This is a genomic window from Ensifer sp. GW823-FHT05D09, assembly GCF_058795755.1.
Genome location: NZ_JBXAIA010000011.1, coordinates 169,085 through 190,160 on the forward strand (window position 1 = coordinate 169,085; position 21,076 = coordinate 190,160).

The 21,076-nt window shown below is 62.0% G+C and carries 23 protein-coding genes; 15 read left to right on the forward strand and 8 right to left on the reverse strand.

Going from position 1 to position 21,076, the window contains the following annotated elements; all coding sequences use genetic code 11:
* Window positions 1-3 precede the first annotated feature (3 nt).
* From AC1Q80_RS26195 to AC1Q80_RS26210, 4 genes are read right to left on the reverse strand one after another with little or no spacing between them, the layout of a single operon-like run.
* Complete coding sequence (locus AC1Q80_RS26195; protein ID WP_492362316.1) at window positions 4-744, reverse strand: ABC transporter ATP-binding protein; 741 nt, start codon at window positions 742-744, stop codon at window positions 4-6.
* Window positions 741-1,574 (reverse strand): ABC transporter ATP-binding protein, encoded by an 834-nt coding sequence (locus AC1Q80_RS26200; RefSeq protein ID WP_077501842.1) that lies wholly within the window; start codon window positions 1,572-1,574, stop codon window positions 741-743. Before AC1Q80_RS26200 ends, AC1Q80_RS26195 begins: the two co-directional genes overlap by 4 nt.
* Complete coding sequence (locus tag AC1Q80_RS26205) at window positions 1,574-2,479, reverse strand: ABC transporter permease (RefSeq protein ID WP_492362317.1); 906 nt, start codon at window positions 2,477-2,479, stop codon at window positions 1,574-1,576. Before AC1Q80_RS26205 ends, AC1Q80_RS26200 begins: the two co-directional genes overlap by 1 nt.
* Before the next feature lie 12 nt (window positions 2,480-2,491).
* Complete coding sequence (locus AC1Q80_RS26210; RefSeq protein WP_492362318.1) at window positions 2,492-3,568, reverse strand: ABC transporter permease; 1,077 nt, start codon at window positions 3,566-3,568, stop codon at window positions 2,492-2,494.
* A gap of 120 nt (window positions 3,569-3,688) precedes the next feature.
* Here AC1Q80_RS26210 and AC1Q80_RS26215 point away from each other — a divergent pair, with 120 nt between their 5' ends.
* The 3 genes from AC1Q80_RS26215 (at window position 3,689) to AC1Q80_RS26225 (ending at window position 6,549) form a co-directional block, all read left to right on the forward strand.
* Window positions 3,689-4,375: a helix-turn-helix domain-containing protein gene (locus AC1Q80_RS26215; protein WP_492362319.1), complete on the forward strand. Its 687-nt coding sequence runs from the start codon at window positions 3,689-3,691 to the stop codon at window positions 4,373-4,375.
* Window positions 4,376-4,385: 10 nt separating this feature from the next.
* Complete coding sequence (locus AC1Q80_RS26220) at window positions 4,386-5,975, forward strand: ABC transporter substrate-binding protein (RefSeq protein ID WP_173423023.1); 1,590 nt, start codon at window positions 4,386-4,388, stop codon at window positions 5,973-5,975.
* A gap of 145 nt (window positions 5,976-6,120) precedes the next feature.
* The gene (locus tag AC1Q80_RS26225) at window positions 6,121-6,549 is read left to right on the forward strand and encodes an OsmC family protein (RefSeq protein ID WP_173423022.1); all 429 of its coding nucleotides are present in this window, start codon (window positions 6,121-6,123) and stop codon (window positions 6,547-6,549) included.
* 44 nt (window positions 6,550-6,593) lie between these two features.
* On the opposite strand, the gene AC1Q80_RS26230 is transcribed toward AC1Q80_RS26225, so the two are convergent.
* Both AC1Q80_RS26230 and AC1Q80_RS26235 read right to left on the reverse strand, forming a co-directional pair.
* The gene (locus AC1Q80_RS26230) at window positions 6,594-7,115 is read right to left on the reverse strand and encodes a hypothetical protein (RefSeq protein WP_173423021.1); all 522 of its coding nucleotides are present in this window, start codon (window positions 7,113-7,115) and stop codon (window positions 6,594-6,596) included.
* 40 nt (window positions 7,116-7,155) lie between these two features.
* Window positions 7,156-7,581, reverse strand: coding sequence for an Lrp/AsnC family transcriptional regulator (locus tag AC1Q80_RS26235; protein ID WP_025428636.1), 426 nt, complete (start codon window positions 7,579-7,581; stop codon window positions 7,156-7,158).
* A gap of 124 nt (window positions 7,582-7,705) precedes the next feature.
* Here AC1Q80_RS26235 and ocd point away from each other — a divergent pair, with 124 nt between their 5' ends.
* From ocd to AC1Q80_RS26275, 8 genes are all read left to right on the forward strand, one after another.
* Window positions 7,706-8,755 (forward strand): ornithine cyclodeaminase, encoded by a 1,050-nt coding sequence (gene ocd / locus AC1Q80_RS26240; protein ID WP_209790272.1) that lies wholly within the window; start codon window positions 7,706-7,708, stop codon window positions 8,753-8,755.
* Between the two features lies 1 nt (window position 8,756).
* The gene (gene ctlX / locus AC1Q80_RS26245; protein WP_492362320.1) at window positions 8,757-9,728 is read left to right on the forward strand and encodes a citrulline utilization hydrolase CtlX; all 972 of its coding nucleotides are present in this window, start codon (window positions 8,757-8,759) and stop codon (window positions 9,726-9,728) included.
* A 31-nt stretch (window positions 9,729-9,759) separates the two neighbouring features.
* On the forward strand, window positions 9,760-10,563 hold the full coding sequence (locus AC1Q80_RS26250; protein ID WP_492362321.1) for a dimethylarginine dimethylaminohydrolase family protein: 804 nt from the start codon (window positions 9,760-9,762) through the stop codon (window positions 10,561-10,563).
* Between the two features lie 29 nt (window positions 10,564-10,592).
* The gene (locus AC1Q80_RS26255) at window positions 10,593-11,393 is read left to right on the forward strand and encodes a transporter substrate-binding domain-containing protein (protein ID WP_173423017.1); all 801 of its coding nucleotides are present in this window, start codon (window positions 10,593-10,595) and stop codon (window positions 11,391-11,393) included.
* 119 nt (window positions 11,394-11,512) lie between these two features.
* Window positions 11,513-12,226: an ABC transporter permease gene (locus AC1Q80_RS26260; RefSeq protein ID WP_492362322.1), complete on the forward strand. Its 714-nt coding sequence runs from the start codon at window positions 11,513-11,515 to the stop codon at window positions 12,224-12,226.
* Window positions 12,226-12,927: an ABC transporter permease gene (locus AC1Q80_RS26265; RefSeq protein ID WP_209789984.1), complete on the forward strand. Its 702-nt coding sequence runs from the start codon at window positions 12,226-12,228 to the stop codon at window positions 12,925-12,927. Before AC1Q80_RS26260 ends, AC1Q80_RS26265 begins: the two co-directional genes overlap by 1 nt.
* Before the next feature lie 37 nt (window positions 12,928-12,964).
* A complete protein-coding gene (locus AC1Q80_RS26270) occupies window positions 12,965-13,729 on the forward strand; it encodes an ABC transporter ATP-binding protein (RefSeq protein WP_173423015.1) in 765 nt (254 codons plus the stop codon).
* Window positions 13,730-13,739: 10 nt separating this feature from the next.
* Window positions 13,740-14,891 (forward strand): M20 aminoacylase family protein, encoded by a 1,152-nt coding sequence (locus tag AC1Q80_RS26275; protein ID WP_492362323.1) that lies wholly within the window; start codon window positions 13,740-13,742, stop codon window positions 14,889-14,891.
* A 30-nt stretch (window positions 14,892-14,921) separates the two neighbouring features.
* Here the strand turns inward: AC1Q80_RS26275 and AC1Q80_RS26280 are convergent, their stop codons facing one another.
* A complete protein-coding gene (locus tag AC1Q80_RS26280) occupies window positions 14,922-16,298 on the reverse strand; it encodes an FAD-containing oxidoreductase (RefSeq protein ID WP_492362324.1) in 1,377 nt (458 codons plus the stop codon).
* Window positions 16,295-16,762: a DUF4126 domain-containing protein gene (locus AC1Q80_RS26285; RefSeq protein WP_492362325.1), complete on the reverse strand. Its 468-nt coding sequence runs from the start codon at window positions 16,760-16,762 to the stop codon at window positions 16,295-16,297. Before AC1Q80_RS26285 ends, AC1Q80_RS26280 begins: the two co-directional genes overlap by 4 nt.
* Window positions 16,763-17,096: 334 nt before the next feature.
* On the opposite strand from AC1Q80_RS26285, the gene osmF reads away from it, so the two are divergent.
* The 4 genes from osmF (at window position 17,097) to AC1Q80_RS26305 (ending at window position 20,962) form a co-directional block, all read left to right on the forward strand.
* On the forward strand, window positions 17,097-18,008 hold the full coding sequence (gene osmF, locus AC1Q80_RS26290) for a glycine betaine ABC transporter substrate-binding protein OsmF (protein ID WP_209789981.1): 912 nt from the start codon (window positions 17,097-17,099) through the stop codon (window positions 18,006-18,008).
* 115 nt (window positions 18,009-18,123) lie between these two features.
* Window positions 18,124-19,290, forward strand: coding sequence for an ABC transporter permease (locus AC1Q80_RS26295; protein ID WP_492362326.1), 1,167 nt, complete (start codon window positions 18,124-18,126; stop codon window positions 19,288-19,290).
* On the forward strand, window positions 19,287-20,225 hold the full coding sequence (locus AC1Q80_RS26300; RefSeq protein ID WP_492362327.1) for an ABC transporter ATP-binding protein: 939 nt from the start codon (window positions 19,287-19,289) through the stop codon (window positions 20,223-20,225). The genes AC1Q80_RS26295 and AC1Q80_RS26300 overlap by 4 nt, the downstream gene beginning before the upstream one ends.
* Complete coding sequence (locus AC1Q80_RS26305) at window positions 20,225-20,962, forward strand: ABC transporter permease (protein WP_173423008.1); 738 nt, start codon at window positions 20,225-20,227, stop codon at window positions 20,960-20,962. Before AC1Q80_RS26300 ends, AC1Q80_RS26305 begins: the two co-directional genes overlap by 1 nt.
* Window positions 20,963-21,076: the final 114 nt, after the last annotated feature.

Below are 21,076 nucleotides of genomic sequence, written 5' to 3' on the forward strand. Positions count from 1 at the left end.
TGATTAATTCGCGTGCGCTGCGCTGATGTGCATCAGTTCGCGCGAATAGGGGGCCTTGAGGTCGCCACGCTTGAGGTCGGCAACGTCGGCCACCTCGACGATGCGGCCCTGCCGCATGACAGCCAGCCGATCGCAGAGGAAGGAAACGACCGGCAGGTTGTGGGTGACCATCAGGAAAGTCAGGTTCTGTTCCTGCCGCAATCGCTTCAGCAGGTTCAGAATCTCCGCCTGCACCGAGACGTCGAGCGCCGAGGTCGGTTCGTCGAGCAACAGCACCTTCGGCTTCAGCATCAGCGCGCGCGCGATGGCGACACGCTGGCGCTGGCCGCCCGAGAGTTGGTGCGGAAAGCGGAAACGGAATTTCCGGTCGAGCCCGACGGAAGACATTACCTCTTCGATGCGGGCGCTGCGATCGCCGATGCCGTGAATCGTCAGCGCTTCGCCGAGCGTGGCGTCGACGGTCTTGCGCGGATGCAGCGAGCCGTAGGGGTCCTGGAACACCATCTGACACTGACGGGAGAAGGCACGGTCGATGCCATGGCTGCGCGGCTTGCCGAAAACGTTGATCTCACCGGTCCACTCAGGCGCCAGGCCTGCGATCGCCTTCAGCACGGTCGACTTGCCGGAGCCACTTTCACCAACGAGGGCGAAGCTTTCGCCATCGGCAATCTCGAGGTTGACGTCGTGCGTGATATGCGCTTCGCCGTAGAAGATATCGAGGTTCTTGAGGGAAAGCGCCGTCATTTCTTGGCCCATGCGCTGCGGTCGAGCACGGGAAGCTCGGTCCGGGTTTCGTCGAGACGCGGGATGGAGGCGATGAGGCCGCGCGTATAGGGATGCTTGGCGTTCATCAACTCACCCGCCTTGCACTCTTCAACCACTTCACCGGTGTTCATCACCAGAATGCGGTCGCAGTAGCTCGAAACAAGATTGAGGTCGTGGCTGATGAAGATCAGGCCCATACCCTTGCGCTTGACCAGCTCATCGATGATGTCGAGCACCTGGGCCTGCACCGAGACGTCGAGTGCGGAGGTCGGCTCGTCGGCGATCAGCAGGTCCGGCTCCGGGATCAGCATCATCGCGATCATCACGCGCTGACCCATGCCGCCGGACACTTCATGCGGGTAGAGCTTGGCAACGCGTTCCGGATCGGCGATGCGCACCGATTCCAGCATGGTCAGGACGCGGTTGTTCACCTCGCGGCGCGGCAGGCGCTGATGCGTCAAAAGCGCCTCGGCGATCTGCTCGCCGATCGTCATGACTGGGTTCAGCGAGAACTTCGGATCCTGCATCACCATCGAAATACGGGCGCCGCGGATCGGGCGCATCTGCCGTTCGGAGCGCGTCAGGAGGTCGATGCCGTCGAAGGTCAGCTTGTCGGCCGTGACCCGGCCCGGTGCGCGCACCAGTTTCAGGATCGAGCGGCCGGTCATCGACTTGCCGGAACCGCTTTCGCCGACGATTCCCAGTCGTTCGCGGCCGAGGGTGAACGAGAGGCCTCGCACGACTTCAAGGTCGCCGCGTGGCGTCGGGAAGGTGACGCGCAGGTTTTCGATTTCGAGAAGCGGGTTCATCAGCGTTGCTCCCCGCTCTTCGGATCGAGGACGTCGCGCAGGCCGTCACCGAGGAAACAGAAGCCGAGGCTGACGAGAATGATCGCAAAGCCCGGCATGGTTGCCACCCACCACTGGTCGAGAATGAAGGAACGGCCGCGCGAGATCATCGCGCCCCATTCGGGAAGCGGCGGCTGCGCGCCAAGCCCTATGAAGCCGAGGCCGGCAGCCGTCAGGATGATGCCCGCCATATCGAGCGTGACGCGCACGATCATCGACGAGGTGCAGAGCGGCAGCACGTGACCGAGATTGACTCTGAGGCTCGATGCGCCGAGCAGGCGCACGGCCGAGATGAACTCAGAGTTCTTGAACGTCATCGTCTCGGCGCGGGCGACGCGGGCGTAGCCGGGCCAGGAGGTAATGGCGATGGCGATGATCGCGTTTTCGATGCCGGGGCCAAGTGCTGCGACAAAGGCAAGCGCCAGGATCAGCTTGGGCAGCGACAGGAAAATGTCGGTGATGCCCATGAGGATGCGGTCGACCCATCCGCCGAAATAGCCGGCGGCAACGCCGATCACCAGGCCGGCGGGAGCCGCGAGCACAGCAACCAGGGTGACAATCGCCAGCGTGATGCGCGCACCGTAAACGACGCGCGACCAGATATCGCGGCCGAGTTCATCGGTTCCCATCCAGTGCGCCGCACTTGGCGGCAGCAGCCGTTCGCCGAGCGCCTGGCGCAGCGGATCATGCGTGGCGATCCAGGGCGCAAACAGCGCGGTCAACACGAGCACCAGGATGATGATCGCGCCGACCACTGCGAGCGGGTTGTGCATCAGCGCGCCGAAAATCCGGAAGAACCGGCCGAGGCGCGCCTGCATCGGCGAGGCGGGGCTGTCGTCGATCAGCCAGTCGCGAAGTGTTGTCATGTTCGCTTCTCCCTAGCGCGCACGTGGATCGAGCACGCGATAGAGCACGTCCGATATCTTGTTGATGCCGATGAAGACCGCGCCGATCACCAGGGTCGAACCGAGGACGGCCGCCATGTCGGCGTTGAGCAGGGCGACGGTCAGGTAGTTGCCGATGCCGGGCCACGAAAAGATCGTCTCGATCATAACGGAGCCTTCGAGCAGGCCGGCATAGGAAAGGCCGATGACGGTGATCAGCGGCACGCGGATCGGGCGGAAGGCATGGCGCCAGATGACAAGCCGTTCCGGAACGCCCTTGACCCGAGCCGTGGTCACATATTCCTGGCTCAGCTGGTCGAGCATGAAGGACCGCGTCATGCGGGCGATATAGGCAAGCGAGAAGAAGCCGAGGCAGGAGGCCGGCAGGATGAGGTGCCAGACCGCGTTGCGGAAGATCTCCCAGTCGCCGGCAATGACGCTGTCGACGAGGATAAGGCCGGTGACCGGGGTGACGACGCCGTCATAGAAGATGTCGACACGGCCGGGACCGCCGACCCATTTCAGCTTCGCGTAGAAGACCGCAAGCCCGACAAGGCCGAGCCAGAAGGCCGGTACGGAGTAACCGAGCAGGCCGACGACGCGGATGCACTGATCGAGCCATGAGCCGCGGCGGCTTGCGGCGATTACGCCGAGAGGGACGCCGATCAAAACGCCGAGAAGGATGCCGAGCGTTGCCATCTCCAGCGTTGCCGGGAAGACCCGAGCAAGGTCCTCAATCACGGGTTTGCCTGTGGAAACCGCCGTGCCGAAATTGCCGGTTACCACGTCGCCGACATAGCTGACGAACTGGGCGGCCAGCGGCCGATCAAGCCCCATCTCCTCGCGGACACGCTCATAGACGGCGACGGGTGCGCGGTCGCCGACGACGGCCAGTACTGGATCGATCGGCACGATGCGGCCGATGAAGAAGGTGATTGCCAGCAGGCCGATGAAGGTCACGCCAAGCGTGACGAGAAAGCCCAGAGCCGAAAAAAGGCGCCGTCTGCCCGGGCTTTGTAGCCCCGCGCGGCGCGTCGGCGCGGGCGCTGTAGTCGTATTGTTGTCTGCCACGTGGCGATTCCATCCCTCGTTCGCTTGCGGTCGCGGCTGTCGATAGCGCAAGAATTCGCTTGGAGTATATAAATAAGTTTGCTTAAATCAAAAAAATTTTACTGGGGAGGAGAATCCATCGTGACCGTGCCATCGGAGGATGCAGAGACCGCATCCGGCAGAGCCGCGACTGCGGGTCAGCCGCGGATCGGTGCGCTGGTGCGTGCGCGGCGGCGGCAGATGCATATGACGCTGCAGGCGCTTAGCGATGCGGCCGGCGTCTCGGTCGGCTATCTCAGCCAGATCGAGCGCGACCTCGCCATGCCCTCGCTCGGCACGCTTGCGCAGATCGCGCAAGGGCTGAACGCCGAACTCAATCACTTCATCCTGGCGCCGGCGATCGACACCGGTCTGTCGCGTGCCAGTGAACGCATGATCTTTTCCGTCGGTGGCTCGCCCGTGTCCTATGAACGGATCGGTGCGGATTTTGCCGGAAACCAGCTCTCCAGCTTCGTCATCACCATCCCCGCCGGGCACCGCTCGGAAGTGTTCAGCCATGAGGGTGAGGAGCTGGTCTACGTGCTCGCGGGTGAAATCCTGTTCGGTCTCGATGATGACGAGACCACGCTTACCCCCGGCGACGGCCTGCACTTTCGGGGCATCCAGCCACACTATTGGTGGAACAAGACGGATGGACCCGTTCGGCTGATCTGGACTGGCACGCTGCCACTGTTCCGATCCCGCACATCCTTGCCCAACGAGACCGGCATGCCTCAGGCAGTCCCCAAGCCGGCGACGACAACAAAAACCAAACCTCATCGAAAATAGGAGAGCAATGATGAGAATGTTCAAGGTCGCGGTTTTCGCGGCGTCCCTTATGCTGAGCGTGTCTCCGGCAGCTTTGGCGGAGACCCCTGCCGAAGTGCTGGTGGTTGCCCAGAACATCGACGATATCGTCAGCATCGATCCGGCCGAAGCCTATGAGTTTTCGTCCGGCGAATATGTGACGCAGACCTATGACCGTCTGGTGCAGTATGATGCGCCTGACGTTCTGAAGCTTTCTCCTGGTCTTGCCAGCGAATGGACCGCAGACGATGCGGCAAAGACGATCACCTTCACCCTGCGCGATGGCGTCACCTTCTCTTCCGGCAACCCGCTGCGCGGCGAAGACGTCGTCTACTCGTTCAAGCGCGTCGTCGTGCTCAACAAGGCACCGGCCTTCATCCTGACGCAGCTCGGCTGGACGCCTGAGAACATCGACAAGATGGTGACCGCTGACGGCAACAAGGTCACGATCAAGTATGAAGGCGACTTCTCGTCGGCCTTCGTGCTCAACGTTCTCGCCGCCCGCCCGGCCTCAGTCGTTGACGCGGAAGCGGTCAAGGCGAACGAAGCCGATGGTGACTACGGCAATGCCTGGCTCAAGGCGAATTCGGCCGGTTCCGGTCCGTTCGTGCTGAAGGCGTTCCGCGCTGGCGAACTCCTGAACCTGCAGAGCAACCCGAACTATTTCGCCGGCGCTCCGGCGATCAAGGGCGTGATCATCCGCCACGTCGCAGAAGCCGCCACGCAGCAGCTGATGCTTGAGACCGGCGACGTCGACATGGCGAAGAACCTGACGCCGGATCAGATGGCAAGCGTTGCCGCCAAGGGCGGCATGAAGGTCGAATCCTATCCGCAGGCGGCCGTCCACTTCCTGTCGTTCAACCAGAAGGCCGCAGCCCTGCAGCCGCCAGCCGTCTGGGAAGCTGCCCGCTACCTCGTCGACTACAAGGGCATGACCGACAGCTTCCTGAAGGGGCAGATGGACATCCACCAGGCCTTCTGGCCGAAGGGCTTCCCGGGCTCGCTCGATGAGACGCCGTACACCTACGACGTCGAAAAGGCGAAGAAGATCCTCGCCGACGCCGGCATCCAGACGCCGATCAAGGTCACGCTCGACGTCATCAACTCGACGCCGTTCACCGATATGGCGCAGTCGCTGCAGGCTTCGTTTGCCGAAGCCGGCATCACCTTCGACATCATTCCGGGAACCGGCAGCCAGGTCATCACCAAGTACCGCGCTCGCACCCATGAAGCCATGCTGCTCTATTGGGGCCCTGATTTCATGGACCCGCATTCGAACGCCAAGGCCTTCGCCTATAACGAAGACAACGCGGACGACAAGTATCAGTCGACGACCACGTGGCGTAACGGCTGGGCGGTTCCGGCCGAACTCAACGAAGAGACGAAGGCTGCGTTGAAGGAAGCCGATCCGGCCAAGCGTTCGGCGCTCTATGTCGACCTGCAGCGCAAGGTGCAGGAGAAGTCGCCGATCGTGATCATGTTCCAGGCCGCAACCCAGGTTGCAATGAAGGACAAGGTCGAAGGCTACGTCAACGGCGCCACCTCCGACTTCGTCTTCTACCGCCTCGTCAAGAAGAACTGATTCCTGCGCGGGCTCACTTGCGTCAGCGACTGAGCGCGGACATATCAGAGCCGTGGGCCACGCGTGGCCCACGGCATGGCGACCGGACCGGGACTTCTGCACGATGGCTGACCCCGGTACGTGAACATTGGAGAAGGCGAATCGAATGGCAGACGTGAAGGTAAGGACGCGGGAAACAGGCGCCACGGCCACGGTGGGCAGAACCGGTTTTCCGCACGTGACTTCGGTCACCGGCGGTGAACTCGATATTGTCACCGGGCCATCGCAGCCGGGCTACGGACCGCTCGACCTGCTTTATGCCTCGCTCGCGAGCTGCCTGGTCTTGAGTGCCCGCATTGCCGCCAGCCGCTTTGGCGTGCTCGACCGTTTGACCGAAGTCAGCGCCAAGGTGACCGGCGAAAAGGCGCATGATGAACCGTCACGCATCGGGAAATTCGAGATTGTCTTCGACATCAAGGGCGATTTTGACGAAGCGACGCGGCATGCCATTGCCGAGGCGGCAGAGAATGAAATCTGCACCGTCAGCAACACCTTGCGCGGCAACCCGGAATTTGTGACCCGATACGCAGATTGACGTTCTTTGTATGAGTGGCCCGACTGTCTCGGGCCACGGCCCGCTCAATCCATGAACGGCGCCAATTCCTGGTCGAACTCGACTTCGACGACGTTGTTGAACAGCGCGGTCGCGACCATGATTCCGGCAAACGCCACGAGGTTGACCAGCGCCGCGTTGTCATAGCGCGCTTTCAACCCATCCCAGATCTCTGCAGGCACAGCATTGGAATCGGCGACGATCGCCCGGCCGAAGTCGATCAGCCGCTGTTCGTCTGCCGTCGGCACAAGCGAATGAAAGTCCACGCCGGAATTGGCAAAGGCGCGGCGGAAAAAGCCCATCGCGATCGGCGATTCCATCGCCTCGGAGATCGCGTGCGACAGCAGCCAGATCGCCCGATCGTCGAGCGCCGGCCGCAATTCTTCCCGCAGCGTGAACCACTCGGCGTAGATCCGGTGCGCCGTCGGCGAATGCAACAGTGTGCGCTTCATGTTGGTCATGCGGCCACGGGCCTGGACTTCCTCGTCGTGGGCGGCGCGGATAGCGTCGGAAGCGGTATCGTAATCGATCTGGGGAATGTGGCTCACGGTCATGCCTGTATTGGTGATGGCGCGGGAATGCGCCCTTTCAGATGGTGCTGAGAAGAATGCTCGTCTCACTGTTGAGCACGCCTTCGACGTCGCGGACCTCGCGCAGGATGCGGTCGAAGTCGCTAAGGCTGTTGGCGCGGATTTCGGCCACCATGTCCCAGGCGCCATTGGTGGTGTGGAGAGCGTAGAGTTCGGGCAGGCCGCGAAGGAATTTGATCACCTTTGTGGTCGTTCGCCCGCTGACCTCGATCATCATGATTGCCCGGATTGCGCGCTGGTCATAGTCCTGCCGCACGCGCAGCGTGAAACCCAGGACCGCACCGGTCTCCAGCAGCCGGTCGATGCGCGTCTGGACCGTCGCCCGCGATATGCCGAGAACCGAGGCGACTTTGGAATATGGCGCACGGCCGTCTTCTCGCAGGAGCGAGATAAGCTGATGGTCGAGGTCGTCGAAGATGTGCATAAAAATCTTATAGGGGAGTTGTGCAATTTGCGCAATCTTTTGCAAAAATTTGCGCAAGTTTCAAATTTCAACTCGCTTCTTGCATGCCTAGGCTGGCTTTATCGAATTTCCCGATGGAGTTGGAATCGTGGTTCAGTATGTCGGTGTCGGCAACGTAATCGAGCTGGTCAAATCGATCGGCATTGAAACGTTCCTGTTGGGTCTTGCGGAATATATCGAAGACGATTTCCGCAGATGGAACGCTTTTGAAAAAACGCCTCGGCTGGCGAGCCACTCGAAGACGGGGGTCATCGAGTTGATGCCGACGTCGGACGGCGAGCATTACGGCTTCAAATACGTGAACGGTCACCCGACGAACCCCAATGTCGGCCTGCAGACGGTAACGGCGTTCGGCGTGCTTTCGGATGTCAGCACGGGTTATCCCTGTCTCGTGTCCGAGATGACGATCATGACCGGGCTGCGCACCGCCGCAACCTCGGCCCTGGCAGCAAAATACCTTGCCCGTCCTGATGCTCGCTCGATGGCGATCATCGGCCTTGGCGCGCAGTCGGAATTCCAGGCTCTGGCATTCCGGGCGCTGCTCGGTATCAAACGCCTGCAGGTTTTCGATATCGACATCGAGGCAGCGGACAAGTTCCTGAAGAACCTCGCCGACATGGATTTCGACATCGTCGTCGCCAAGACCGCCGAAGAGGCCGTTGCTGGCGCCGACATCATCACGACTGTGACGGCCGACAAGCGCAACGCGACGATCCTGTCCGACAACATGGTCGGCGCCGGCGTGCACATCAACGCCGTTGGCGGTGACTGCCCGGGCAAGACCGAGCTGCAGGGTGATATCCTGCGTCGCGCCGACGTCTTCGTCGAATATCCGGAGCAGACGCGGATCGAAGGCGAAATCCAGCAGATGGCGCCGGATTTCCCGGTCACTGAACTCTGGCAGGTTATCACCGGCGATGCCGAAGGCCGTCGCTCGAGCGCACAGATCACCATCTTCGATTCCGTCGGCTTTGCCACCGAGGATTTTTCGGCGCTGCGCTTCTTGCGCGACAAGATCCAGGGCACCGCTTTCTACACCGAGCTCGACCTGACGACGCAGCCGGAGCACCCGCGTGACCTCTACGGCCTGTTCCGGCAGCAGCCGGCGGCACCTGCCGAGCGGAGCGCTGCATAACATGAAGAGACTGTCCGTACAGGCGCCGAAGGGCGTCGTCATGATCCGTCCGCACCATTTCGGCCCGAACCCGATGACGGCCAAGGACAATGCTTTCCAGTCGACCGACGAGGCGCGCAAGCCCTCGGCGATCGCAACGGCTGCCTTCGACGAGGTGACGCGCATGGCTGACGGCCTGTCGGTGGCCGGCGTCGCTGTCCACCTGTTCGAAGACGAGACGGTGACGCGCCCGGACTCGGTGTTTCCGAACAACTGGTTCTCCACCCATTCGGGCGGACATGTGGCGATCTATCCGATGTATTCGGAAAGCCGCCAGAGCGAGCGTCGCGCCGACATCATCGAGATGCTCAAGACCGAGTATCGCGTCCAGGACGTGATCGACTATTCCGGCCTCGAAAAGGACGGCGTCTATCTCGAAGGCACCGGTGCGATGGTGCTCGACCATATCGGTCGCGTCGCCTATGCCGCACGCTCGAACCGCACCAACGAGGTGGCGCTGGAGCGCTTTTGCACCCACTTCAATTTCGAGCCAATGGTGTTTGGTGCGGTCGACCGCAATGGCAATTCGATCTACCATACCAATGTATTGATGTGCATCGGCACGGATTTCGCGCTGATCGGCACCAGCATGATCCCCGACGCTGCAAGGCGACAGGAAATTTGTGCGCGTCTGGAAGAGACCGGTCGGCAGGTCATCGATCTCACGATCGATCAGATCGAAAACTTTGCCGGTAACGCGATCGAACTCGATGGCGCCGATGGCCGCGTCGTCGTGATGTCGGCACGGGCGCTTGCCTCGCTTCGGCCGGACCAGATCAAGGCGATCGAGGCTTCGGCCCGCGTGCTCGCCTTCGACGTGCCCACCATCGAGCTTGCTGGCGGCTCCGTGCGCTGCATGCTCGCCGGGGTGCATTTGTCGCGCAGAGAACCAGCCGGTACGCAAAAGCTTTACGCCGCCACATCCGATCGATAGAAGCACCTCATCCAAGCCAAAGGTACTACAAATGTCGCAAGCACGCCCCGTCTACAATTTCAACAACATCATCGTCCGCACGCCCTCGACCACCGTCGTCAACGGTCTGCGCGCCGATGATCGTGGCAATCCGACCTACGAAGGCGTGAAGGCCGAGCACGATACCTACATCGCTGCGATGAAGGATGCGGGCGTCAAGGTCACCGTTCTTCCGGCCCTCGAAGCCTTCCCGGATTCGATCTTTGTCGAAGATCCGGCGCTGGTCTTCACCGAAGGCGCGATCCTGCTGCGTCCGGGTGCGGCCACGCGCGTCAAGGAAACCATCGAGATCGAGCCGACGCTTCGTGCGATGTTCGAGACCGTTCTCGATCTGCCGGGCACCGGCCTTGCTGACGGCGGCGACGTGCTGACGACCCGCGAAAGCGTGATGATCGGTCTTTCGGCCCGCACCGACAGGGTCGGCGCCGAGGCGCTGCAGGCCTGCCTCGACAAGCTCGGCCGCAAGAGCGAGATCGTCGCCACTCCGGAAGGCGTGTTGCATTTCAAGACCGATTGCTCGCTGCTCGACGAGGAGACCGTGCTGTCGACCGCCCGTCTTGCCAAGTCCGGCGTGTTCGATCGCTTCAAGCAGGTGATCATTCCCGAAGGCGAAGAGCCGGCGGCCAATGCGCTGCGCGTCAACGACGTCGTCATGGTCGGCTCGGACTTCCCGCGCACGATCGAGATGCTCGACAAGCTCGGCTACAAGGTCGTGCCGATGAAGACGACTGAAATCGGCAAGATCGACGCGGGCCTGTCCTGCATGTCGCTGCGTTGGTTCAGCAACACGCTCTGATCCAGACATAATTTCGCGGAGGAAACATCATGAAGAAGTTCAAGTCGGCCCTGTTTGCAGGGATCGCCCTTTCGATGGCGGCAAGCGCTGCTTTCGCTCAGGACACCGTGCGCCTGGGGATGACGCCTGAGCCCTACATGCCTTTCACGCAGGTCAATGCCGGCGGCGAATGGGAAGGCCTCGAGGCCGACTTGTCTCGCGCGCTCTGCGAAAAGATGGCTGTGAAGTGCGACATCAACCAGATGGCGTGGGATGGCCTCATCCCATCGCTGAAGGAAAACAAGGTCGACTTCATCATCGGCGCCTTCTCGATCACCGATGAACGCCGCAAGGTCGTCGATTTCTCGACGCCTTACTACACCGAAGGCACGTCCTTCGTCGGCGCCAAGTCCGACACCAGCGAGATCAAGACGGTCGACGCTGCCGACGGTACCGGTCAGATCATTGATCCGGCCAGCGTCGAAGGCAAGATCATCGGCGTCCAGACGTCGAGCGTGCAGTCGGCCTATGTCGCCAAGTACCTGCCTGGCGCTGAGGCCAAGAGCTACGATACCGCCGACAACTCCGTCGCCGATCTCGTTGCCGGCCGCGTCGACTACGTTCTGATCCCGGACCTTTACATCCAGACGTTCCTGAAGTCGCCTGATGGCGCCGATTATGAAGTCAAGGTCGAGGTTCCGAAGAACGCCGTTCTCGGCGAAGGTGTCGCTTATGCGGTGCGCAAAGGCGATGCCGCGACACTCGAGAAGGTCAATGCCGGTCTTGCCGCCCTCGAAAAGGACGGACAGGTCAAGACGCTTGTCGACAAGTGGATCTTCGGCCAGAAGTAAGTGCATTTTCGAGGGCGTCGGGCCGAGCCCCTTCGCCCTCGATTGCCGAGCGGACCGCAGCGTCCGGGCATCATCGCAGCCCTTGGCTGACGACACCAATCGGGAACAGGTAGCGACGGATGGAGTATTACTGGCAATTGCTTGCCTGGGGCGGCGAGGGCTGGGGCGACGATTTCGCCTGGGGCCTGGTGATGACGCTGCAGGTCTCCGTGGTCGCCTATGCGGTCGCGGTCGTCTTCGGCCTGTTGGGCGCTGCCGGGAAGCTTTCGAAGCATCGTATTCCCCGCCTGCTCGCCGATATCTACACCACGGTCGTGCGTTCGCTTCCTGAACTCCTGGTCATCCTGCTTCTTTACTTCTCGGTCGCAAGCGGCGCTGAACGTCTGTTGAAGCATTTCGGCCTCGTCGCCGAGACGTTCCAGTTCAGCTCGTTCTGGGCGGCCATCATCGCGCTTGCCTTCGTCTCCGGCGCCTTCATGACGGAAGTGCTGCGGTCTGCCTTCCTCGCAGTCCCCCCGGGGCAGATCGAGGCCGCGGTTTCGATCGGCATGCGGCCGCGCAAGGTCTTCACCCGCATCGTGCTGCCGCAGATGATGCGCCACGCAGTTCCCGGCATGGGAAATCTCTGGCTTTCCATCACCAAGGAAAGCGCCATCATCAGCGTTCTCGGCTCGTTCAGCGAGTTGCTCTACACCGGCTATCGCGCTGCCGCAGGCACCAAGCAATACATCTTCTTCTACGGGCTGACGGCGGTCCTGTTCCTGTTGATCACGCTCGTCTCGGCCTTGGTGATCGCCCAGATCGAGCGCCGCCTGAACCGGGGGCACCATTGATGGAAACGATCTCCAACGTTATCGGCTTCCTGCCGGCGCTCATCAAGGCGACCCCGCTCACGCTGCTTCTGACGGCTGTTGCCGGCATCTTCGGTCTGGTCATCGGCACGCTTGTGGCCCTTGCCCGGCTTTCGCCCCGTCGCGTCCTGTCGATGCCGGCCTATGTCTTCACCTTCGCGTTTCGCGGCACGCCACTGCTTGTGCAGATCTATCTCGTCTATTATGGCCTCGGACAGGTCCTGCCGGGAACGTGGGTTCGCCACAGCTTCCTGTGGCCCTATCTGCGCGACGGGCTTTGGTATGCGATCTTCGCGCTCAGCCTCAATCAGGCGGCCTACAATGCCGAAGTCATCCGCGGCGCGATCAAGGCGATCCCGCGCGGACAGATCGAGGCGGCAAAATCGATCGGCATGCGCTCCTCGCTGATCCTTCGGCGCATCACGCTGCCGCAGGCACTGCGTTCTTGCCTGCCGGTTCTGACGGGCGATCTGATCATCCTCTTGAAGACGACCTCGCTGGCGTCGACGATCACCATTCTCGAGGTGATGGGCACCGCCCGCATGCTGCAACGCCAGTCTCTGTTGATCTTCGAACCGCTGATTGCGGCCGGCATCATCTATTTCACCGTCGTCTTCATCCTGACGCGGATCATGAACGTCGTCGAAAAGCGGCTGACCCGCTACCGCACGGCCAAGGCATAAGGACAAGGCGCGCAGCCGCGCCACAGGAGGAACGACGATGGTCGCAACCGCACTGTCTGTGAACAACATCCACAAGAGCTTCGGCTCGGTCGAGGTGCTCAAGGGCGTTTCGTTCGAAGCAAAATCCGGAGACGTCATTTCGCTGATCGGCAGCAGCGGCTCGGGGAAAAGCACACTGCTGCGCTGCATCAACTATCTTGAGACGCCGGACGAGGGTGAAATCACCGTCTCGGGCGAAGTGATCCGGACGGTGAAGGGCAAGGACGGCAAGCTCGTTGCCGCCGACAAGCGCCAGCTCGAACATATCCGCACCCGCCTTGGCATGGTGTTCCAGAGCTTCAATCTCTGGTCTCACAAGACGATCCTCGAAAACATCATCGAAGGGCCGATGCATGTGCTCGGCATGACGCGCAAGGATGCCATTGGCGAAGCTGAGATCCTGATGGAGAAGGTCGGCATCACGCCGAAGCGCGATCATTACCCCAACCAGCTTTCGGGCGGCCAGCAGCAGCGCGCGGCAATTGCCCGTGCCCTGGCGATGAAGCCCGACGTCATGCTTTTTGACGAGCCGACCTCGGCGCTCGACCCGGAACTGGTGAACGAGGTGCTTCTCGTCATCAAGAAGCTGGCGGAGGAGGGGCGCACCATGGTGATGGTGACGCACGAAATGTCGCTGGCGCGCGACATCTCAAGCGAAGTCATCTTCCTGCACAAGGGGCTCGTCGAGGAACGCGGCGCCCCGTCGCAGGTCATGCGTGACCCGAAATCGGCGCGCCTGCGCCAGTTCCTGCAGATGGCCTGAGGAGAGACCCATGCGCGACGCGACCCTGTCGGAGTTCCTGCCCGAACTCATCAATATCCGCCACACGCTGCACGCGATGCCGGAAATCGGCCTCTCCGAGGTCAAGACCTCCGAATTCGTCGCGGGCCTGCTGCAGTCCTGGGGCTTCGAAGTGACACGCGGCCTTGCAACGACCGGCATCGTCGCGACGCTGAAGCGCGGCAGCAGCAACCGTTCGATCGGCTTTCGCGCTGATATGGACGCGTTGCCGATGCAGGAGGAGACCGGGCTTGCCTATGAGAGCAAACATCCCGGCGCCATGCACGCCTGCGGCCATGACGGCCACACGAGCATGCTGCTCGGTGCGGCCTGGGCGCTGTCGCAGGACGCAAGCTTCAACGGAACGGTGCACCTGATCTTCCAGCCCGCCGAGGAAAATTTCGGCGGAGGGAAGCTGATGATCGAGGACGGTCTGTTCGAGCGCTTTCCCTGCGAGCGCGTCTTTGCGCTTCACAACTGGCCGGGCCTGCCGGCCGGCACCTTCTCGACGCGTGCGGGCGCGATGGCGGCCTCGATCGACGTGCTGACGCTGACGATCAGAGGCAAGGGTGGCCATGGGGCGCAGCCGGAGCTGACGGTCGATCCTGTCGTCGTCGGCTCGAGCATCGTCATGGCGCTGCAGACACTGGTGTCGCGCAATGTCTCGCCGCATCAGCCCTCAGTCGTCACGGTCGGCTCGTTCCAGTCGGGCTCGGCCTCGAACATCATTCCCGATACGGCCGTGCTTGAGATCAGCATGCGCGCCACCGATCCGGTCGTGCGCAAGCAGTTGCAGGAGCGCGTCGAGCAGATCGCCCGTTTCCAGGCACAGAGCTTCAACGCCGAGGTCACATTCGGCTGGCAGGTCGGCTACCCCGCGACCATCAACAACGCCGATGCGGTCGACCATGCGCGCGCGGTGATCAATGAAAAGTTCGGCGAGGGCGCTTTCGTCGAACTCGCCGAGCCGCTGATGGGCAGTGAAGATTTTTCCTTCCTGCTGGAAGAGGTGCCGGGCGCTTACGTGCTGATCGGCAACGGCGATTCGAGCGGGCTCCACACCACGCGCTACGACTTCAACGACGACATCCTCGAGCGCGGCGCGATGTATTTCTACCATCTGGCGCGCTCTGCACTGGTTTGAAAGAGCGCCTGACGGTCGGTTCGCCGACCGTCAGCTTGCCGGCGCGACATCGCCGAAGACTGTCGGGATCAGTTCCGAAACGGTCGGATGAATGTGCACCGCGTGGGTGATCGTGGTGTAGGGCTTTCTGGCGTACATCACGTCGAGAATGCTCTGAACCGCCTCATCGCCGCCGGTGCCCAGGATCGATGCGCCGAGGATCTCCTTGCTGTCGGCGTCGACGACCACCTTCATGAACCCTTCGGTCTCGCCTTTTTCGACCGCACGACCGACACGGGTCATTGGTCGCCTGCCGACGGCAATCTTGCGGCCAGTCTTGCGCGCCTCGGTCTCGCTCATTCCGGCGCGCCCGAGCGGTGGATCGATATAGAGCGCATAGGTGGAGATGCGGTCGCTCACCCGCCGTGGCTCGCCATCGAGCAGGTTCGCCGCGACGATCTCGAAGTCGTTATAGGCGGTGTGGGTGAAGGCGCCGCGGCCGTTGCAGTCGCCCATGGCGAAGATGTGCGACACATTGGTGCGCAATATGTCATCCACCTCGACATAGCCGCGCGCGTCGGTGTTCACGCCCGCCTTGTCGAGGCCAAGATCGTCGGTGTTCGGCCGCCGTCCCGTTGCGAGCAGCAGATGTGAGCCGGTGATCTCCGGCGCGCCCGAGGTGCAATCGACGCCGGCGGCGACATCGTCACCCTGTCTCGCAAAGCGGATGCATTCGGCATTGAGCCGGAACCGGATGCCCTCCTTTTCCAAAATTGCAAGCACGGCGTCGGAAACGTCAGGGTCTTCGCGCGCAATCAGCCTCGGTCCTTTTTCGATCACCGTCACCTCGGAGCCGAAACGCCGGAACATCTGTGCAAACTCAAGGCCGATATAACTGCCGCCAACAATGATCAGGTGGCGCGGAAGAACGTCCAGATCCATCATCGACACATTGGTGAGAAAGGGCACGTCGTCGACACCGGGAAAATCTGGCGTGGCCGCCCGGCCTCCGGTGTTGAGAAAGATCTGATCGGCGGTGAGAATGTCCTCGCCAACCCGAATGGTGTGCGGATCCTCGAAGCGGGCGTGCCCTTTGAAGATAATGCAGTTCTCCATTCCCTTGAGCCAGTTTTCGACGCCCGATCGGGCGTCGGTTCTCACCTTGTCCTTGCGTGCCATGACGCGTTTGAAGTCCACGGAAACAGGACCGGTCATCACGCCGAAATCCGCGCCACGGCGGGCCATGTGCACGGCATAGGCGCTGGCGACCATCGCCTTGGTCGGCATGCAGCCTGTGTTGACGCAGGTGCCGCCGAAAAGTTTGCGCTCAATCAGCGCAACGGACTTTCCGGCAGCGGCGAGGCGGCCGGCCAATGACGGCCCCGCCTGGCCAGCGCCGATGATGATGGCATCGAAGTGTTTCGTCATAGCACCGAGGACACCACCCAGAGTGCGAGCAGCACGGCAACGACGTCTTCGAGCAGTGCGATCGGCAGGTCCCTGCCTCCTGTTGCGGCAACCAGCCGCTTGCGTGCCTCATAGCCGCCAAGCGTGCCGATCACGGCGCCGATGATGCCTGCAATCAGGCCGCCGATCAGCGAGCCACCGGCCGTGCCGAGAACCGCACCGCAGAAACCGCCGCTGACGATACGGGCGCCGAATTGCTGCGGCACCTTTCGGCTAGGTGTGCTTGGAAGTTGGTCGGTGACGAACTCGACCAACGCGAGAAGCCCGAAGATATAGGGCGTGAAACGGAAGCCCATGAAGGCAGCCCAGGTGCCGGAAAGTGGCAGCCATCCGGCCGCAGCCGCAATGCTGACGGCGGCAGGCGCGGTCATGGCGCGAAGGCCGGCCACCACGCCGATAAGAAGCGCGAGAAAGTAGATCGACATTGATTCCCCGAACGTTCGCCGGGCGAGCCCACGCCGCCAGCCCCCAGGCGGTTCGGGTCGAGCGGCATCGCAACCAAGAGTGAAAGCGGACTTTATGGCGGGCCGCAATCAGAGTGACCGACAACGCGGCCGATTGCAACGCCCAATCGCCTGCCGGCTTGGGGTGTAGTCTATAGTTTCGATGGTGATACTGGACGACGGGATTTTTCACCCATCGCGCCGTCTGCCCGCAGCTCTATTTTTTGTCGAAGGCTGACATATATGGAATGGCTTGCCCGGACGACGGGAATATTCCGTGATCAAACTGCGGAACCGAATTTCGAGGGAGAACTCCATGCGCCTGACCAGACTGCTTATCGGAACAGCCTTTGCCTTCACGCTGACCGCTGCTGCCGCCAACGCCGACGTCGTCGTGTCGTCCAAGATCGACACGGAAGGCGGCGTGCTCGGAAACATCATTCTTGCCGTATTGAATGCCAACAATATCAAGACGGTAGACCGGGTGCAGCTCGGCGCCACGCCGGTGGTGCGCAAGGCGATTACCGCCGGTGAGATCGACATCTACCCGGAATATACCGGTAATGCCGCGTTCTTCTTCGAAAAGGCGGACGACCCGGCCTGGAAGGATGCCGCGAAGGCTTACGAGAACGCCAAGAAGCTCGACTACGACGCCAACAAGATCGTCTGGCTGACGCCGTCTCCCGCAAACAACACCTGGGCGATCGGCCTGCGCAAGGATGTGGCTGAGGCCAACAAGCTGAAGACGCTCTCCGATTTCGGCAAGTATGTTGCCGGCGGCGGAAGTGTCGTACTTGCCGCGTCGTCCGAATTCGTCAACTCGGCGGCGGCTCTTCCCGCATTCCAGACGACCTACGCCTTCACGCTGAAGCCGGAACAGCTCATCACCCTTTCAGGTGGTGATACCGCCGCGACGATCGCTGCGGCGGCCAACCAGACGAACGGTGCCAATGCCGCCATGGTCTACGGAACCGATGGTGGTATCGCCCCATCCGGCCTCGTGGTGCTTGAAGACGACAAGTCGGTTCAGCCGGTCTACCAGCCGGCTCCGATCATCCGCGAGGCGGTGTTGAAGGAGAACCCTCAGATCGAGACGCTGTTGAAGCCGGTCTTCGAGAAACTCGACCTGGTAACGCTGCAGGAACTGAATGGTCGCGTCCAGGTCGGCGGCGAGCCGGCAAAGGCGGTCGCCGAGGACTTCCTGAAGAAGAACGGCTTCCTGAAATAGGTTGACGCAAAAGCGTGACGCTGGTCGGATGCACGCATCCGACCAGCGTTTTCTTTTATGGGCGTGGAACAACGAAGGTCCGTCAAGCGGTAGCCGGATGAGAAAAAGGGATCTGATGCAGTTCCGCATGGACAAGCTTGGCGTGATCATTGCCGCACTTGCCGCCTACGGCGCGTTGCTGGCGCCTTTCGCGACCTTTCGCGCCAATCGCATTGTCGCCGGCGAGGCGAGATCGATAGGCGAAGCCCTGCCGTCGGCATGGACAGTCGTTGTTCTCCTCCTTGTCACCGCGACCGTGGTTGTCGCGGTTCTGAAAACGCCTAGCCGGCTGCGCCTCGGCACCGCATTTGCTGCGATCGCCGCGTTGGCGCTCGGCATCGGTGCTGCCGCGGGCCATCTGACGCCACCTGAAAACGCCTACGCTCGCGTTTCGCCGGCCTCCGGGTTCTGGATCCTGTTGTTCGCGCTCGGTTTGCTGGCCGCCGACGCATTGACCCGGCTGCGGCCGTCGCCGTTGGTGCGTGTGCTCTTTCTTTCCGCGGTCCTCGGCTTCATTGCCGCAGTTCTGACGTCCGGAACGTGGGATGGTTTGTCCCTTCTCAAGGAATATGCCAGCCGCGCAGACACTTTCTGGGCCGAGGCCGGCAAGCATGTGACGCTCGCTTTGGGTTCGCTTGCCGCCGCGACCATCGTCGGCATTCCGCTCGGCATTCTCTGCCATCGTGTCGCGCGCCTTCGCGACGGCTTGCTCGGCGTCCTGAATGCGATACAGACGATCCCGTCGATCGCGCTTTTTGGCATTCTGATTGCACCGCTTGGCTGGATCGCGGTGCATGTGCCGGGTGCCGCCGCCATCGGCATCCGCGGCATCGGCACGGCGCCGGCCTTCGTCGCGCTTTTCCTCTATTCGCTGCTGCCTGTCGTCGCCAACACCGTGGTCGGGCTTGCCGGCGTGCCGAGGGAAGCCAATGACGCTGCGCGCGGCATCGGCATGACGGACTTCCAGCGCCTTGTCGGTATCGAATTTCCCTTGGCTTTCCCGGTCATTCTCACCGGCATTCGCATCGTTCTCGTTCAAAACATCGGGCTTGCGACGATCGCGGCATTGATTGGCGGTGGCGGCTTCGGCGTCTTCGTCTTTCAAGGCGTCGGGCAGACGGCAATGGACCTGGTCCTGCTCGGGGCAGTTCCGACCGTCCTTTTGGCATTCACTGCCGCTATCGTCCTCGATGCCCTGATCGAGACGGCCACACCAAACCGCAACCGGGTGCAAAGCGCATGATCGAGATCGAAGGTATTACCAAGCGCTATGGCGAGACCGCTGTTGTCAGGGACGTCAGCCTCGCGATCGCGCCACGCACGGTCACTGTCATCGTCGGGACTTCCGGCTCCGGCAAGACGACCTTGCTCAGGATGATCAATCGTCTCGTCGAGCCGACATCAGGCACGATCAAGCTCGACGGCGAGGATAACCGTTCGCTTCCGGACTACGAACTGCGCCGCCGGATCGGTTATGCGATCCAGGGGCATGGGCTGTTTCCGCACCGTACCGTTGCGCAAAACATCGCCACCGTGCCGACATTGCTCGGTTGGGATCGCGCCCGCATCGAGGCCAAGGTCACCGAACTGCTGACACTCTTTCAACTCGATCCGGTGGCGTTCGGCCCGCGTTATCCGCACGAACTGTCCGGCGGCCAGCAGCAGCGTGTCGGTGTCGCCCGCGCGCTGGCGGCAGAGCCAAAGGTGCTGTTGATGGACGAGCCCTTCGGTGCGCTCGATCCGATCATTCGGGCCAAGGCGCAGGACGACCTGCTAGCAATCCAGAAGCACTTCGAAACGACGATCGTCCTCGTTACGCATGACATGGAGGAAGCCTTCCACCTGGCTGACCGGATCGCCGTCATGGACAAGGGCAAAGTGGTGCAATACGCAACGCCCGCCGAGATGCTCGTCAAACCGGCGACAGCCTTCGTCGAAAGCCTGATCGGCGCCGGCGAGCGACCGTTCCGGCTGCTGGCGATCGAAACCGTCGCCGATGCCGTCGAGCCGGGTGCGGCAGAAGGCGAGGCGATTGCGAGCGCGGCCACCCAGCGCGAGGCCTTGTCGACGCTTCTTTGGACCGGTCGCAAGGCACTTCCCGTCATTGGCCCCGATGGTGCCCTGATCGGCAAGGTCAGCCTTGATGGCCTGGTTCAGCGTGCCGCGGGGCCCACGTGATGCTGCGCCTTCCAACTCTGTTTCGGCTGTTTGCATTTGCTGTCCTCGTCGCCTTTCTCATCCAGCCTCAATGGTTCGAACCGCTGTTGCGGCCGCTGGTTCAGGAGAATGCGCCGGCGATCTACAACCAGGGCAGCCTGTTGCAACTGACGCTGCTGCATCTGCGCACGGTGGCGATCGCAACGGCCTGCGCGACCGTCGTCGCGCTGGCACTGGCGATCCTGGTGACGCGTCGTTCGGGGGCAGAGTTCCTGCCGCTTTCGCGCAGCCTGGTGAATATCGGGCAGACCTTTCCACCAGTCGCCGTCCTGGCACTCGCCGTGCCGATCTTCGGTTTTGGTGAAAAGCCGACGCTGATTGCGCTCTTCCTTTACGGTCTGCTGCCAATCTTCGAGAACGCACTGACGGGGCTGACGACCCTGCCGCCATCGATCATGGAGGCGGCGCGGGGCACCGGCATGACCGGGCGTCAACGGTTGATGAAGATCGAACTGCCCTTGGCGATGCCGGTGATCCTCGCCGGCATCCGGCTTTCCGTGGTCATCAGCCTGGCGACTGCGACCATCGGCTCGACGGTTGCGGCAAGGACGCTCGGCGAAGTGATCATCGCCGGTCTGCAGTCCAACAACCTTGCCTTCGTCGTCCAGGGGGGGCTCATCGTTGCGGTGCTTGCCGTCCTGATCCACGATGCCCTGCAGGCAGCCGAACGAAGTCTCGGGTCTCGAATGGGACGTTAGGGCAGCGCCGCCCACCGCCTGCCATGCCATTGGGGTCATCGGCTGCGCGCTGCGTCAGAACACAGGACGCGTGCTGGAATGGCGCGTGCTTTATCAGGGCGTCAGAAGGAAATC

Bases quoted from the DNA above. Each gene is read 5' to 3' on its own strand.
- AC1Q80_RS26295 (WP_492362326.1), top strand. From the start codon at position 18,124: ATGCAGTTCCGCATGGACAAGCTTGGCGTGATCATTGCCGCACTTGCC.
- AC1Q80_RS26195 (WP_492362316.1), bottom strand. From the start codon at position 744: ATGACGGCGCTTTCCCTCAAGAACCTCGATATCTTCTACGGCGAAGCG.
- AC1Q80_RS26275 (WP_492362323.1), top strand. From the start codon at position 13,740: ATGCGCGACGCGACCCTGTCGGAGTTCCTGCCCGAACTCATCAATATC.
- osmF (WP_209789981.1), top strand. From the start codon at position 17,097: ATGCGCCTGACCAGACTGCTTATCGGAACAGCCTTTGCCTTCACGCTG.
- AC1Q80_RS26265 (WP_209789984.1), top strand. From the start codon at position 12,226: ATGGAAACGATCTCCAACGTTATCGGCTTCCTGCCGGCGCTCATCAAG.
- AC1Q80_RS26260 (WP_492362322.1), top strand. From the start codon at position 11,513: ATGGAGTATTACTGGCAATTGCTTGCCTGGGGCGGCGAGGGCTGGGGC.
- AC1Q80_RS26270 (WP_173423015.1), top strand. From the start codon at position 12,965: ATGGTCGCAACCGCACTGTCTGTGAACAACATCCACAAGAGCTTCGGC.
- AC1Q80_RS26285 (WP_492362325.1), bottom strand. From the start codon at position 16,762: ATGTCGATCTACTTTCTCGCGCTTCTTATCGGCGTGGTGGCCGGCCTT.
- AC1Q80_RS26250 (WP_492362321.1), top strand. From the start codon at position 9,760: ATGTCGCAAGCACGCCCCGTCTACAATTTCAACAACATCATCGTCCGC.
- AC1Q80_RS26280 (WP_492362324.1), bottom strand. From the start codon at position 16,298: ATGACGAAACACTTCGATGCCATCATCATCGGCGCTGGCCAGGCGGGG.
- AC1Q80_RS26235 (WP_025428636.1), bottom strand. From the start codon at position 7,581: ATGCACATCTTCGACGACCTCGACCATCAGCTTATCTCGCTCCTGCGA.
- AC1Q80_RS26200 (WP_077501842.1), bottom strand. From the start codon at position 1,574: ATGAACCCGCTTCTCGAAATCGAAAACCTGCGCGTCACCTTCCCGACG.
- AC1Q80_RS26205 (WP_492362317.1), bottom strand. From the start codon at position 2,479: ATGACAACACTTCGCGACTGGCTGATCGACGACAGCCCCGCCTCGCCG.
- AC1Q80_RS26220 (WP_173423023.1), top strand. From the start codon at position 4,386: ATGAGAATGTTCAAGGTCGCGGTTTTCGCGGCGTCCCTTATGCTGAGC.
- AC1Q80_RS26225 (WP_173423022.1), top strand. From the start codon at position 6,121: ATGGCAGACGTGAAGGTAAGGACGCGGGAAACAGGCGCCACGGCCACG.
- AC1Q80_RS26305 (WP_173423008.1), top strand. From the start codon at position 20,225: ATGCTGCGCCTTCCAACTCTGTTTCGGCTGTTTGCATTTGCTGTCCTC.
- AC1Q80_RS26300 (WP_492362327.1), top strand. From the start codon at position 19,287: ATGATCGAGATCGAAGGTATTACCAAGCGCTATGGCGAGACCGCTGTT.
- AC1Q80_RS26255 (WP_173423017.1), top strand. From the start codon at position 10,593: ATGAAGAAGTTCAAGTCGGCCCTGTTTGCAGGGATCGCCCTTTCGATG.
- ctlX (WP_492362320.1), top strand. From the start codon at position 8,757: ATGAAGAGACTGTCCGTACAGGCGCCGAAGGGCGTCGTCATGATCCGT.